The organism is Paenibacillus sp. Paensp38 (genome assembly GCF_059491915.1).
The window spans coordinates 5,553,887-5,568,087 of record NZ_CP168516.1; the positions used below are offsets into that span (position 1 = coordinate 5,553,887).

General features: G+C 49.2%; 13 protein-coding genes and 1 riboswitch. All 13 genes read left to right on the forward strand.

The genetic code is table 11. The annotated features are described in order from the left end of the window. The first annotated feature begins 80 nt into the window (after positions 1-80). Positions 81-1,181, forward strand: a complete 1,101-nt coding sequence (ychF, locus tag ACEN8J_RS24680; RefSeq protein WP_013312345.1) for a redox-regulated ATPase YchF — start codon at positions 81-83, stop codon at positions 1,179-1,181. Positions 1,182-1,453: 272 nt separating this feature from the next. After that, complete coding sequence (gene prfA / locus ACEN8J_RS24685; RefSeq protein ID WP_013312344.1) at positions 1,454-2,521, forward strand: peptide chain release factor 1; 1,068 nt, start codon at positions 1,454-1,456, stop codon at positions 2,519-2,521. A 3-nt stretch (positions 2,522-2,524) separates the two neighbouring features. Next, positions 2,525-3,424, forward strand: a complete 900-nt coding sequence (prmC, locus tag ACEN8J_RS24690; protein WP_495594093.1) for a peptide chain release factor N(5)-glutamine methyltransferase — start codon at positions 2,525-2,527, stop codon at positions 3,422-3,424. A gap of 75 nt (positions 3,425-3,499) precedes the next feature. Then, positions 3,500-4,693: an FtsW/RodA/SpoVE family cell cycle protein gene (locus ACEN8J_RS24695; RefSeq protein WP_029518520.1), complete on the forward strand. Its 1,194-nt coding sequence runs from the start codon at positions 3,500-3,502 to the stop codon at positions 4,691-4,693. A 258-nt stretch (positions 4,694-4,951) separates the two neighbouring features. Beyond that, positions 4,952-5,644: a stage II sporulation protein R gene (spoIIR, locus tag ACEN8J_RS24700; protein ID WP_340886630.1), complete on the forward strand. Its 693-nt coding sequence runs from the start codon at positions 4,952-4,954 to the stop codon at positions 5,642-5,644. 155 nt (positions 5,645-5,799) lie between these two features. Continuing rightward, positions 5,800-7,047: an L-threonylcarbamoyladenylate synthase gene (locus tag ACEN8J_RS24705; protein ID WP_495594094.1), complete on the forward strand. Its 1,248-nt coding sequence runs from the start codon at positions 5,800-5,802 to the stop codon at positions 7,045-7,047. 326 nt (positions 7,048-7,373) lie between these two features. Continuing rightward, on the forward strand, positions 7,374-7,934 hold the full coding sequence (locus ACEN8J_RS24710) for a manganese efflux pump MntP (RefSeq protein ID WP_029518517.1): 561 nt from the start codon (positions 7,374-7,376) through the stop codon (positions 7,932-7,934). Between the two features lie 103 nt (positions 7,935-8,037). Continuing rightward, complete coding sequence (locus ACEN8J_RS24715; protein WP_029518516.1) at positions 8,038-8,622, forward strand: low molecular weight protein arginine phosphatase; 585 nt, start codon at positions 8,038-8,040, stop codon at positions 8,620-8,622. 78 nt (positions 8,623-8,700) lie between these two features. Next, a riboswitch (ZMP/ZTP riboswitch) is annotated at positions 8,701-8,782 on the forward strand. Between the two features lie 219 nt (positions 8,783-9,001). Continuing rightward, the gene (locus ACEN8J_RS24720) at positions 9,002-9,589 is read left to right on the forward strand and encodes a TIGR01440 family protein (protein ID WP_029518515.1); all 588 of its coding nucleotides are present in this window, start codon (positions 9,002-9,004) and stop codon (positions 9,587-9,589) included. A gap of 120 nt (positions 9,590-9,709) precedes the next feature. Beyond that, complete coding sequence (gene glyA / locus ACEN8J_RS24725) at positions 9,710-10,960, forward strand: serine hydroxymethyltransferase (RefSeq protein ID WP_013312336.1); 1,251 nt, start codon at positions 9,710-9,712, stop codon at positions 10,958-10,960. Positions 10,961-11,133: 173 nt separating this feature from the next. Further along, positions 11,134-12,015, forward strand: a complete 882-nt coding sequence (locus tag ACEN8J_RS24730) for a carbohydrate ABC transporter permease (protein WP_029518514.1) — start codon at positions 11,134-11,136, stop codon at positions 12,013-12,015. Next, positions 12,015-12,851 (forward strand): carbohydrate ABC transporter permease, encoded by an 837-nt coding sequence (locus ACEN8J_RS24735; RefSeq protein ID WP_029518513.1) that lies wholly within the window; start codon positions 12,015-12,017, stop codon positions 12,849-12,851. Before ACEN8J_RS24730 ends, ACEN8J_RS24735 begins: the two co-directional genes overlap by 1 nt. A 15-nt stretch (positions 12,852-12,866) precedes the next feature. Then, positions 12,867-14,132, forward strand: coding sequence for an ABC transporter substrate-binding protein (locus tag ACEN8J_RS24740; protein WP_340886625.1), 1,266 nt, complete (start codon positions 12,867-12,869; stop codon positions 14,130-14,132). Positions 14,133-14,201 lie beyond the last annotated feature (69 nt).

The following is a 14,201-nucleotide window of genomic DNA, read 5'->3' on the forward strand; positions in this document are numbered from 1 at the left end:
AGGTTCTCATATATAATGTGGGTTGGTAAACTAACGGATGGCATAACGCATATTTTATATAAACGGGAGTTGTTCTGATTATGGCTTTAAAAGCGGGGATTGTGGGCTTGCCGAACGTGGGCAAATCAACACTTTTTAACGCAATAACGCAGGCGGGTGCGGAATCCGCAAACTATCCATTTTGTACGATTGACCCCAATGTAGGCGTCGTTGAAGTACCGGACGAGCGGTTGGATAAGTTGACCGAACTGGTTGTGCCGAATAAAACGGTGCCAACGGCTTTTGAATTTGTTGATATTGCAGGACTTGTGCGCGGTGCGAGCAAGGGCGAGGGTCTGGGTAACAAGTTTCTGGCTCATATTCGTGAAGTGGATGCGATTGTACATGTGGTACGTTGCTTTGAAGATGAGAACATTACCCATGTAGACGGCAAAATTGACCCGATCAGCGACATTCAGACCATTAATTTGGAACTGATTCTGGCGGATATCGAAAGTGTAGACAAACGTATTGAACGTTCCCGCAAAAACATGAAGGGTGGCAACAAGCAGTACACCCAAGAAGTTGAAGTGCTGGAGCGGATCAAGGAAACGCTATATGCTGATAAACCTGCGCGTAGCTTAGAATTGTCGGATGAAGAACGGCTGATTGTACGCGATCTTCATTTGCTGACGATGAAGCCTGTACTCTATGCCGCTAATGTTAGCGAAGATGGCGTAACGGAAGCCGACAGCAATCCATATGTGCAAAAGGTACGTGATTTTGCCGTGGCTGAAAATGCAGAAGTGGTGCCGATTAGCGCCAAGGTAGAATCTGAAATTGCTGAGCTGGAAGGCGAAGACAAGGCGATGTTCCTCGAGGAGCTGGGATTGGCTGAATCCGGATTGAACCGTCTGATTAAAGCAGCATATCGCTTGTTGGGCCTGTATACGTATTTCACAGCAGGTGTGCAGGAAGTACGCGCTTGGACGATTCACAAAGGAACGAAGGCACCGGGTGCTGCGGGCGTAATTCATACGGATTTTGAACGCGGATTTATTCGTGCCGAGGTTGTATCCTACAACGATTTGGTCGCTGCTGGTTCGATGAACGGGGCCAAGGAACGGGGTCAGCTTCGTCTGGAAGGTAAGGAATATGTAGTGCAGGACGGAGACGTTATGCATTTCCGTTTTAATGTTTAATATATAATTTCTAGAGTACAATACACGATTCGGATATATAAAAGACGATGTCTCAAGTATGTGTGTTCTGAAATGTGCTAGATTATGCGGTCGCTGCCTATATTAGGGCGGCGACTTTTTTTATTGAATTACATGTCGTGTGGATTTTTGCAAAATCCTAAATTAGTCAGTATTTCTTGTAGCTAATTCATGAATTAGTTGGTATAATAAAGAGCTGTAGCCAGTGAAATTGAAGCTGGCTTCATATTAATTTAACTGAAGAGGTGAATCGCTTGTTGGACCGATTGCAATCATTGGCGGACCGCTACGATAAACTGAGCGAACTGCTCTGCGATCCGGATGTAGCGAACGATAGCAAAAAACTTAGAGATTATTCCAAAGAACAGTCTGATTTACAGCCTGCTTATGAAGCATATACCGAATATAAAAATGTCGTTGAAGAGCTGGAAGCTGCAAAAACCATGCAGGGTGAAAAGCTGGACGACGAGATGCGTGAAATGGTCAAAATGGAGATTGAAGAACTGAGTGTTCGTAAGCGGGAGCTGGATGAAAAAATCCGTATTTTGCTGCTGCCGAAGGACCCGAATGATGATAAGAACGTTATTATTGAGATTCGTGGTGCAGCGGGTGGTGACGAAGCGGCACTATTCGCAGCTGATTTGTACCGGATGTACACCCGTTATGCCGATACCCAAGGCTGGCGTGTAGAGCTGATGGACGCGAACATGAATGATCTCGGGGGCTTTAAAGAGGTTATTTTCATGATTAACGGCCGCGGTGCATACAGCAAAATGAAATTCGAAAGCGGCGCACACCGCGTACAGCGGATTCCGACGACGGAATCAGGTGGACGTATTCATACATCGACATCTACAGTATCCGTTATGCCTGAGGCAGAAGAAGTGGATATTGAAATTTCCGACAAGGATATTCGCGTGGATACGTTCTGTTCCAGCGGTGCGGGCGGACAATCCGTTAATACGACCAAGTCGGCGGTGCGTGTAACGCATATGCCAACAGGTATTATGGCAACCTGTCAGGACGGAAAATCCCAGAACTCCAATAAGGAGAAGGCGCTGCAAGTTTTGCGTGCCCGTATTTCGGATATGTTGCGTCAGGAAGAAGAAGCCAAATATGCAGGCGAGCGTAAGAGCAAAGTAGGTACTGGAGACCGCAGTGAGCGTATCCGTACCTACAACTTCCCGCAAAGCCGTGTAACGGATCATCGTATTGGACTAACTATGCATAAGCTGGACCAGGTGATGAACGGGGAGATCGAAGAAATCGTATCGGCGCTCACGATTGCAGAGCAGGCTGATTTGATGGAACAAGAGGTTTAAGTTTTGGGGAACGAACGCGATTGTGTGTATCGAATGTCGCCGGAACGGAACATAAGTGTCAGAGAAGCCTTGGTTGAGGCTTCTTCTTTTTTAGGAAGCTGTGGCGTTCTGGAGCCCCAGCATAATGCCCGTTTGTTGCTGGAGCATGTGCTCGGATTGGAAGGTACGGCGTTTTACGCCGCTCTGGGTGATCCGTTCCCTTCCACCGCCAAGGAGGCGTGGGAACGGATCATAGCCCGCAAAGCTGCGGGTGAACCGGCGCAGTATATTATCGGACGGCAGGAATTTTATGGCCGCCCGTTCGCGGTTTCGCCGTCGGTGCTGATTCCGCGCCCCGAGACAGAACTGCTCGTCGAGGCGATACTCCAGCACGGCGATCGGCTGTGGCCAAGCGGTGCTCCTCAGGCGCTCGACATCGGCGCGGGCAGCGGTGCGATTGCCGTGACGCTGGCGGCTGAGCGACCGAGCTGGCGCGTAGCGGCAGGGGATATTTCGGCTGCCGCGTTAAAAGTAGCGGCTTATAACGCTGCTGCGAACGGCGCAGCCGTAGAATTCCGCGAGGGCGATCTGCTGGCGCCATTTGCGGGAACGACGGTGGACATTCTCGTGTCCAACCCGCCGTACATCCCGGCTGCTGACATCGCTGGCCTACAGCCGGAGGTCCGCGACCACGAGCCACGGATGGCGTTAGATGGTGGTCCTGACGGGCTCGGCCCGTATCGGGCAATGCTGGAGCAGCTCGGACTCCTTCAGACTCCGCCCCGGCTAATCGGGTTTGAGCTGGGGATGGGACAGGCCAGAGACGTGGCTGGCCTGCTGGAACAGGCAGGTCATTGGAAGAACATTATAATCGTTCCTGACCTTGCAGGGATTGAACGACATGTCCTAGGCGTCTCGGAGTAGTGGTGCATTTTCTTTTTGCGAGTCTTTCCTTTAGAATAAGAGGAGTATGACCGAGAAACGGCTCAGGGGGAAATCATGCTTCAGAAATTGAAAAAAATTGACGGTCCGGTTATCTTTATTCTGGTTTTGCTCATGGCGATTAGTATCATAACGGTATACAGCGCAGGTAGGGGCCCTACGAACTTGGCAGAGCACGGCAACGACTATCAAAAGATGATCGGGTATTATATATTGGGTTTTGTGGCGATCTTGGGTTTAGCGATGGTCGATTTTCGGATATTCATTAAAAAAGCCCTGTACGTATATGGAGGCGGAATATTCCTGTTGGGTCTCGGATTTTTTGGTGGGACGGTTAACAACTCTCAGGGCTTTCTGAAAATTGGTGGCTTGAATCTTCAGCCTGCCGAGGTATTCAAGCTGGTTCTTATCATTTTTCTGACTTATATGCTGATCAAAAAGCGCAAGAGCAGGCTGTATTTCATTCAGGATGTTCTTCCAGTGGCTCTGGTGAGCTTTGTCCCGTTTGCCATGGTTATGGCACAAAATGACTTGGGTAATGCGCTCGGTTACATTGTCATCGTCATTGGTATGCTATGGATTGGTAATGTGAAGGCATCCCATGCGTTAATCGGATTCATCGTATTTGCAGTCGCCGTTGGCGGCGGGATCAAAGCTTATATTTCGTTTCACGATGAGATTGATTCCTTTATGAAGGGGATTGGCCGTAGTCACTGGGTTGAGCGGTTGGACCCTTGGTTGGTACCGGAAGAGGCAACCGCGAAGGCGTCTTATCATACCAAAAATGCCAAGCTGGCGATAGCCTCTGGCGGGATGATGGGCAAGGGCTTTTTGCAAGGAACCTCGGTACAGTCCGGGCGTGTTCCTTATACGTATGCGGATTCTATTTTTGTGGTCGTAGCGGAGGAATTTGGCTTTGTAGGCTCTTCAGTGCTGTTATTGTTATATTTTATTTTGATTCACCGAATGATCCTGATTTCGCTGGAATGCCGGGATCGCGCCGGACCGTATATTATTGTCGGGATTGTGTCCATGTTACTGTACCAGATTTTTGAGAATATTGGTGCGTTTCTGGGCATTATGCCGCTTACGGGGATTACGCTCCCGTTCATAAGTTATGGTGGTACCTCGTTGCTTATTAACATGGCTAGTATCGGCTTGGTTATGAGCATTAAGGTGCACGGCCAAGAGCTGGAGGATGATCTGCCACAGCCTTCCAGATTGAACTTGACGAAGGCGAAAAAAGCCTAGTACAGTTGGATTGTGGCTAGATACTGATTGGTATTTGTGTGTGAGTTGAAACGGTGCAACGCGAGAGTCCAGATTGTGAAATCTGGGCTTTTTTATATTCCTCGGCGAGGGTCTGAAGCTTGGTGTAGCATGATTCGAGGGTGTATTGAAGAAAATCTGTAAAGTGGTTATGAATATTTTACAAGACTTATAGGTTTAGACTCTCCCAAACCGGACAAACTGATAGACATGATAGAGTTTGGGTTTGGGGGGACGAAGATGAGAAGTTGGGTAAAGCAAGCTGCAATGATACTATTTTGTATTTCGATATTAATGATGTCTTGGGAAGGTCAAAAGACGGATGCTGCTATGACCATGGGAACAAGAGGAGCCTTAGCATCAGGAGTGACTACAACAGGGCTGGAGGTGATTCCACACGACTCCATTCGACTGCGTATTTTGGCCAACTCGGATCGCCCGGAGGATCAGCTAGTTAAACGCGAAATACGGGACGCTATTGTGCAGCAGATGAATGCTTGGGTGAGTGAGTTGGAAAACCCGCAAAGCTTAGACCAAGCCAGATCATTGATTGATGCTCATTTACCTGAAATTGATCGTTTGGTAGGTACGGAACTGGCTCGTCGCGGCATTGCGTATGATCATCAGGTGGAACTGGCGAGCGTACCTTTCCCGACGAAAATGTACGGTGGTCTTGTCTACCCGGCAGGGAATTATGAAGCGCTACGGGTTACGCTGGGGCAAGGAAAAGGTCAAAATTGGTGGTGCGTGCTGTTTCCTCCGCTGTGCTTTATTGATGCAGGCAGTGGGGAAGCAGCGGCACAAACGGTATCAGCAAAAACGGATCATGGAGATAGTCGGACGAATACCATTGACAAGGAGCCGGAAGTGCGTTTTTTTCTGTGGGATGCACTTGCGGGACTGTGCAGCTGGGTGAGTGGCTTGTTTGCCTAAACGTTGAGGAGTGTAAGTTTCCCCATATGCTATAATGGAGCTTACGATAGATATACACATGGCAGAGCCAAATAAACTGATCTTTCAAAGTAGCCTTATAGGATCAAGCGAAATCACTGGCCTGTATACGACAATAAGATATGGGATGATCTGATATGAGCGATAAATTGAATCAAATGCAAGACTTGCGCGGAGATTTTGTGCAAAAGGAAAAATCGGAGCAAAAGCTGGACGAACAGGGGAATTGCGAGCTGAAGCAGGCATTGAAGTCTTCCCATACCCAATGGTGGGATGTAAGATGTTTGGTTCCTGTGAACAACACTGACGGGGGTGTTTCTGACGAAACTTCGGCTGAACAGACTCGGATCGCGGCGGAAAAAGGCATACGCGAGGCTGCTGTACTCCTCCAAGCTGGAGAGACGGTAGCCTTTCCTACAGAGACCGTGTACGGACTGGGAGCCGATGCTCGTAGTACAAAAGCGGTGGAGGCGGTATTCGCTGCCAAAGGACGCCCTTCCGATAACCCGCTCATTGTACATGTTTCTGATGCTGATCAATTAGAGGGTATGGTAGCAGAAATAAACGATACAGCCCGGGCGCTGATGAATATGTTCTGGCCGGGACCGCTGACTCTCGTATTGCCAGTGGTACCGCAGGCACTGTCATCGCGTGTAACGGCCGGGCTGGACACGGTTGGTGTGCGCATGCCAGATCATCCGATAGCGCTGCGCTTGATCGCTGAAGCGGGTTGTCCGTTGGCTGCGCCAAGCGCCAATCGTTCGGGAAGACCCAGTCCCACTCTTGCACAGCATGTGCGGGAGGATCTGGAGGGCCGCATCGGCGGCATTTTAGACGGAGGCCCCACAGGTGTGGGGCTGGAGTCCACGGTGGTGCAGGCGGCTGACGACGGAACGGTCACCATCCTGCGCCCCGGCGGCGTGACGGCTGAGCAGCTCGCTGCAGTTGCTCGCGCCGTCGTGCTGGACCCGGCGCTGGCCGCTACGCCCGGGGAGGATGCCGACAGCCCGGCGCCGCGCTCGCCGGGCATGAAGTACACACACTACGCGCCGCGAGGCCGCTTGAGCGTGGTACAAGGCCCGTCGTCCGTTGAGGTGACGGGGTGGATTCGCGCTGCGCTGGCGGAGGCTTCCGCGCGCGGAGAGCGCACGGCAGTGCTCGCGTTCGACGAGCATACCGCCGGCTACGCCGGAGAACGCGTCTACACGCTAGGCAAGCTGGACGCGCTCCATGAGGCAGCGCAACGCCTGTACGGCGTGCTGCGTCGCTGCGACGAGGACGGCGTCACCTACATTTTGGCGGAATCCTGTCCGCCGAAAGGATTGGGCGACGCCGTTATGAACCGCCTGCTTAAAGCGGCAGGTCACCGAATCGTCCGCTTGTAGCTTCTGTCGAATCAGAGCCTCTTATAGTGCGTGTTCAAAAAGTCGGCTTTTCAGGACCGAGAAGGCTGGATGAAGCTAGGGACTGAGTAGCGGAGCGTAGATAGATCTACGTGAGCAACGGAAGGCCCGGCTGAATTCAAGATTCGACGTCGAATCCGCTTCTTGAATAGCTTCGTTATGGAAAGACGACTTTTTGAACAACCTCTTATATTAAATTTTCCTCCCTCCTCTTCTCGGTATGGGGTACTTTCAGTGCATGCTTGTACTGATTTGCCCCTTGTCCGCATAACGTGTACAAGAACAGACGGATAATGGAGGGATGGAGTATGCTGGCAGCCTCTGCCCATGCCGGGCAGGTTGTAACGATTCTGATCATGGCGGTAGCGCTAGGAATGGATGCGTTATCGCTGGGCGTAGGGATCGGCATGAAGGGGATACGCCTGCGAGACGTGCTGCGCATCAGCACTGTTATTGGCTTTTTTCACATTCTGATGCCATTGCTGGGAATTTTCACGGGCCATTATATGAGTTCTTTATTAGGTCATGTGACGACCTACTTCGCAGGGGGGCTACTCATCCTTTTAGGCGGGCATATGGTGTATAATTCCTTCAAAGGGGACGGCGTACAGGTATTGGATCATCGTTCGCCTTTAGGTCTTTTGCTGTTTGCACTTGGGGTGAGCGTGGATTCATTTTCTGTAGGAGTGTCACTGGGGATGTTCCAGAGTGACCTGGTGCTGTCTGTTCTGGCATTTGGTTTTTGCGGGGGAGCAATGGCGATGTTGGGCCTGCTGTTGGGTCGCAAGGTCAGCCGCAATCTAGGAGATTACGGGGAAGCAGTGGGCGGTGCCATTTTGCTGGCATTCGGCTTTATGTTTATGTTTTGATTTTAGCGCAGACAGTGTAAAATAAGTGCAGGGTTAAAGTAAGGGATTAGGATTATAGTAATCCTCTGTTTATATATTTTTTAACATACGGGGGGTGAAAACGTTGAAGAATATCTTATTTGTATGCACAGGGAATACCTGTCGTAGTCCAATGGCTGAAGGGATGCTGCGTAAGTTGGCTGCTGAGCATGGACTAGAACTGGAAGTGCGTTCTGCGGGAGTGGCAGCGATGGAAGGCACGCCGATATCCCGACATGCAGAGGCGGTTCTACGTGATCACGATATATCCGATCAGATCACTTCAACCCCTTTGAGCGACGGGCTTGCCGGGTGGGCACATCTGATCTTAACCTTGACGCAAGGACATAAACAGCACGTAATTCAGCGCTTTCCCCAAACGGCGGGCAAAGTATTTACGCTTAAGGAATATGTGGAGAACCGGGATGCGGTGTTGAATGATGTACAGGAGTTGGACGGTTTATATGCTTCACAGCAGTTGATGGCTTCACTTGGACAAGAGCTATCGGCGCAGGAGCGTGAACGAATGATTGAATTACACCAACGGATTCCGGGCTTTGATATTTCAGATCCGTTTGGCGGTTCGCGAGAAGACTACGATGTCACAGCTGCGGAAATCCGCACGGCGCTGCATAAGCTGCTGGACAAGCTAAAGGCCTCTTCCGAATAAAATCGCTCTTACTCATCTATTTTGTACGGAATCTGTTGATTTTCGACGGTTAATCCGTTAAGATAAGGTGGAAAAATGAGAATCCGATGTAACTGGCGACAAAAGTGGGATTAACCACGATGGAGCATCGGATATACGGCCGGTCGCCTGGGCAAAAGAGCAATTCCACATAGGTGTGGACTGCTCTTTTTTCATATACAAGTTATGCCAGATGTTTAGCTGAGGGTTGATTCCTTCAAAGGTTCTTCCATTTTTTCTGCTCGAAATCTGAAACATCGGCTATAATATAGTGAGATTGTGATCAGGAGAGAGTGTGTTGAACTTGGGGCATGAGACCGTGCCTAGTCTCTGAGAGGCTGTTCAACCAAAGGAGGTTCCAATGGTGGGACAATTGGATCATGAGATTTCGCTAGAAGCACAGACCACTTCTGTTGTGCGGGAAATCGCAGAAGCAGCCAGTCTCAGGGCTGGTCGCCTGCTGGTTATCGGCGTTAGCACAAGTGAAGTGGCTGGAAGTCGAATTGGCACGGCGGGAGCGCTCGATGTGGCTCAACAACTGTTATCTGGAGTAGAGTCCGTTCGCAGGCAGTATGGCTTTGATGTAGCGTTTCAATGCTGTGAGCATTTGAACCGAGCGTTGGTCGTTGAACGGGCTGTACTGGAGCGACTGGGACTGATGGAGGTTGCGGCTGTTCCTGTTCGTACAGCAGGAGGCTCTATGGCTACCGTCGCCTATCGTTCTATGAGCGACGCGTGTTTGGCGGCGAACGTGCAGGCTCATGCCGGGATAGACATCGGCGAAACGCTGATTGGCATGCATCTGCGACCGATTGCTGTTCCGTTTCGCCCAAGCCTTCGCTGGATTGGCGAAGCACGTGTGACAGCGGCGTTCACCCGTCCTCCACTTATTGGCGGACAACGGGCGGTGTACAGTCTGGAGCAAGAAGTCGGCGGAAACTGCGATTAGCATTTGGCATGGCGGCATGTTTGTACTAATCGTTTTTGCAATGATGATGAGGTACCCAACAGAGGAGCAGGCGTTAGCTTGTATACCCAACAATTGACTATGGAGAGGGAGTAATCAATCATGATGGAACACCTGCGTAAAAGTGACCCAGCAGTGATGGAAGCAATGGGACTTGAACTGAAACGACAACGCCACAATATCGAGCTAATCGCATCCGAGAACATTGTCAGTGAAGCAGTAATGGAAGCCATGGGCTCCGTGCTGACGAATAAATATGCTGAAGGTTACCCGAACAAACGCTACTATGGTGGCTGTGAGCATGTAGATATCGTTGAGGATATCGCACGTGACCGAGCAAAAGAACTGTTCGGCGCTGAGCATGCTAACGTGCAGCCTCACTCTGGAGCACAAGCCAACATGGCGGTGTATCTGGCAGCTCTCAAACCTGGAGATACTGTACTGGGTATGAATCTGGCGCATGGTGGCCATTTAACACACGGAAGTCCGGTTAACGCTTCCGGCTTGTTGTATAACTTTGCTGCCTATGGTGTGCGCGAAGACAACTTCCGCATCGACTACGATGAAGTGCGCAAGGCAGCCTTCAAGCACCGCCCTCGTCTGATTGTAGCTGGCGCGAGTGCATATCCGCGTACTATTGATTTTGAAGCTTTTGCTTCCATTGCCAATGATGTAGGTGCTTTGTTCATGGTGGATATGGCACATATCGCAGGTCTTGTGGCAGCGGGAATTCACCCAAGTCCAGTTCCGCATGCCCAATTTGTAACAACAACGACACACAAAACGCTGCGTGGTCCGCGTGGGGGTCTGATTCTGACTCGCAAAGCATGGGCGCAAGCGATTGATAAAGCTATTTTTCCTGGTACTCAAGGGGGGCCACTGATGCATGTGATCGCGTCCAAAGCGGTTGCTTTGGGTGAAGCGCTCCAGCCATCGTTCAAAACCTATGCGCAAAATGTAGTCCGCAACGCACAGGTGCTGGCTGAAACACTGTTGGCTGAGGGGATTAACATTGTATCCGGTGGTACGGATAACCATCTGATGCTGTTGGATACGCGCAATTTGAATATCACAGGTAAAGAAGCGGAGCATGTATTGGATTCCGTGGGCATCACGGTCAATAAAAATGCGATTCCTTTTGATCCGACCAGTCCATTCGTAACAAGCGGGATTCGTATTGGTACACCTGCTGCAACATCTCGTGGGATGGATGAAGAGGCTATGGTCAAAATCGGTAAAATCATTGCTGAAACCCTTAAAAACCCGAAAGATGATACTGTATTGTCCAAAGCAAGCCAAGCGGTTGGCGAGTTAACAGATAAGTTCCCGATTTATCCAGGAACTCAATACTAATTCATCGACAATCATAATCTTTATATTATAGGCTGTTTTCCTTCCGTAAGCCGGAGGAGAACAGCCTTTTTTTGCTTCCAAACGACTCGAAACTTACATTTTTGGGTAATAAGCGATTACAGTAAAGGTTTATGCGCGCTTTCCTTTATATCTACGACAAAGGAGTGATTACATTGAGTCAAAGAAAATCCGCGCAATTATTGCAGCAGCTCGTATTTGTGGGACCGATGGCGTTGTTTTTCGTCTTGATTATGGTCATTCCGTTCCTGCTGGGGCTGTATTATTCCATGACGAACTGGGATGGAGTATCTGAAAATATCCGATGGCTCGGGCTAGGGAATTACGTTCATATATTTAGGGATGATCCAGATTTCCGTAATGCGTTCTGGTTTACAGTTCGGTTTACCGTATGTGGTGTCATTCTGACGAACCTGATTGGCTTTTTCCTAGCCTATGCACTTACCAAACCGTTGCGTACCCGTAATGCACTGCGAACTGTATTTTTTATGCCCAATATGATTGGCGGCTTGCTGCTCGGCTTCATCTGGCAATTTATATTTGTACGCGGCTTTTCTGCGGTAGGGGAGGCAACAGGGCTTTCCTTTTTTAAACTGCCGTGGCTGGGTGATGGGCCAACTGCTTTTTGGGGAACTGTCATTGTGTTTGTATGGCAATATGCAGGTTATCTCATGGTTATTTACATATCTTCGTTAAATAATGTCCCGTCTGCCCTGATTGAATCGGCTCAAATTGACGGCGCGGGCCGAAGACAGATTTTGCGTCATATTGTAGTGCCACTTATTATGCCAGCGGTGACCGTCTGCTTGTTCCTAGCGATATCCTGGTCCTTTAAAGTATTTGAATTGAATTTGGCTCTCACCAAGGGGGGACCTTTCAAGTCGACAGAGTCTGTAGCGTTGGACATATATAATGAAGCGTTTACAAATAATCGACTTGGATTGGGAACTGCCAAGGCTATGATTTTCTTCGTGGTCGTTGCGATCATTACCAGCATTCAGGTGCGTCTCACGAAGAAAAAGGAGGTCGAAATGTAATGGAAAAAACGTCAAACTACCGTTTGGGCACATGGGTTGCTGAAATATTGCTTATTGTGATCGGGTTAATTTTTCTGGTTCCATTCTATTTTTTGCTCGTAAACTCCATTAAATCCTTTGGTGACATTTTGGCCCATTCCGCTTCGTGGCCGACAACCTTCCGTTTTGAAAACTATGCTAACGCCTGGAATAAAATAAGCTTTCCCACAGCACTGGGGAATTCACTGATTGTCACGATCGTCAGTAATGCGCTTTTGCTGCTCATCAGCTCGATGGCCGCTTACCAGATGGTTCGGCATGACACTCCTTTTAATCGGTTTTTATTCGGTTTACTTGTGGCAGCAATGGTAGTTCCCTTTCAATCGATTATGTTGCCGCTTATGGAAGTGTCCAACGTATTGAGCTTAAACAACAGTATACCAGGACTGATCCTATGTTATCTGGGTTTTGGGGCGCCTTTATCCGTTTTTCTTTTTCATGGCTTTATTAAAACGGTACCTATTGAGATTGAGCAGGCGGCAAGGGTGGACGGTTCATCCCGGTACGGGGTGTTCTTTCGCATCGTTTGTCCACTCCTGCTGCCTATGTTCGTAACTGTGCTTATTTTGAATACCTTATGGATATGGAATGACTATCTGTTGCCTTCGCTCATTTTGAATGATCCTGAGCTGCGCACCATTCCGATTGCAACCTATATGTTGTTTGGTCAGTACACCAAGCAATGGGACTTGGCGCTGCCAGCACTGGTGTTGGGGATCACGCCAATTGTTGTGTTTTTTCTGGTGATGCAAAAATACATCGTTTCTGGCATTGCAGCCGGTGCGGTCAAAGGCTGAAGGGAGGGATATCCGATGAAAAGAACAGCGTTGCTTGTCATCTCCTTGATGGTGCTGCTCGCATGTACACTTGCAGGTTGCGGAAATACGAAGGCTCAACAGAGTGAAACGAAAACGATACACATTTATCAATTCAAAGTAGAGATTTCGGAACCGCTAAATAAGCTGAAGGCAGAATATGAAAAAGCGCACCCTGGCATCAAGTTGGATATCCAATCTGTCGGTGGTGGTACGGACTACGGTGCTTCGTTGAAGGCTAAATTCGCATCAGGCGATCAGCCGGACATTTTCACAAATGAGGGCTACCAGGACCGCGATACGTGGTTGGAGTACTTGGAGGATTTGTCGGATCAGCCATGGGTAAAGGATCTGGACGATTTCGCTCGTAAGCCGATGACGGTTAACGGTAAGATTTATGGACAGCCTATGAACCTAGAAGGATTTGGTTTTGTTTATAACAAGGATTTGTTCAAAAAAGCGGGCATAACCAAACTACCTCAGACGATAGATGAACTGGAGGAAGCGGCCAAGCGACTGAAAGCGGCAGGGATTATACCTTTTGCTAACGGGTATGCGGAATGGTGGGTTCTGGGGAACCATTTTATCAATATTCCGTTTGCCAGACAGCCGAACCCGGAAAGTTATGTTGAGGATTTAAACAAAGGAACGGCTCGCATCCCCGGTAACCCGGTGTTCGATCAGTGGGTGAAGTTGCTTGACCTGACTATAAAATATGGGAACCGCAATCCGCTCACGACGGATTACAATACACAAGTGACGCTGTTTTCGACAGGTAAGGCTGCTATGATGCACCAGGGGAACTGGACGCAACCGCAAATAGATGGAATTAATCCTAACTTGAATTTGGGTATTCTGCCTGCGCCTATAGACAATGATCCCTCCACAGGAGGTAGACTCGCGGTGGGAGTAGCCTCGAACTGGGTGGTCAACAAAAATTCGCCTGTGAAGCAGGAGGCAAAAGAATTTCTCAATTGGTTGGTCACATCAGAAACAGGCAAGCATTATATCACCAAGGAGTTTAAGTTTGTTCCCGCCTTCAAAAGTATTACGTCCAGCGACGAGACGACAGGCGATCTAGGTGCAGAAATATCTCGGCATGTGAGGGAAGGCAAGATATGGAGTTGGAACTTCCAACGCTTTCCGAAGGGGCTGAATCAGGATTTAAGCAGCAGTATGCAAGCCTATATTGCAGGGGTTATCACAAAGGATGAAATGCTTCAGCAATTTCAGGGGGCATGGGACAATTTGAAGTATAGATAAAAGAATACCTCTGCATGAGGAGGCAAAGGCTATAGCTCGGGCAGGAAGTATAAAGCCTTCAGGCTTTGG

Coding starts and splice junctions, on each gene's coding strand:
- ychF (WP_013312345.1), top strand. CDS start 81: ATGGCTTTAAAAGCGGGGATTGTGGGCTTGCCGAACGTGGGCAAATCA.
- ACEN8J_RS24695 (WP_029518520.1), top strand. CDS start 3,500: ATGCTTCAGAAATTGAAAAAAATTGACGGTCCGGTTATCTTTATTCTG.
- spoIIR (WP_340886630.1), top strand. CDS start 4,952: ATGAGAAGTTGGGTAAAGCAAGCTGCAATGATACTATTTTGTATTTCG.
- ACEN8J_RS24705 (WP_495594094.1), top strand. CDS start 5,800: ATGAGCGATAAATTGAATCAAATGCAAGACTTGCGCGGAGATTTTGTG.
- ACEN8J_RS24710 (WP_029518517.1), top strand. CDS start 7,374: ATGCTGGCAGCCTCTGCCCATGCCGGGCAGGTTGTAACGATTCTGATC.
- ACEN8J_RS24720 (WP_029518515.1), top strand. CDS start 9,002: ATGGTGGGACAATTGGATCATGAGATTTCGCTAGAAGCACAGACCACT.
- glyA (WP_013312336.1), top strand. CDS start 9,710: ATGATGGAACACCTGCGTAAAAGTGACCCAGCAGTGATGGAAGCAATG.
- ACEN8J_RS24735 (WP_029518513.1), top strand. CDS start 12,015: ATGGAAAAAACGTCAAACTACCGTTTGGGCACATGGGTTGCTGAAATA.
- ACEN8J_RS24740 (WP_340886625.1), top strand. CDS start 12,867: ATGAAAAGAACAGCGTTGCTTGTCATCTCCTTGATGGTGCTGCTCGCA.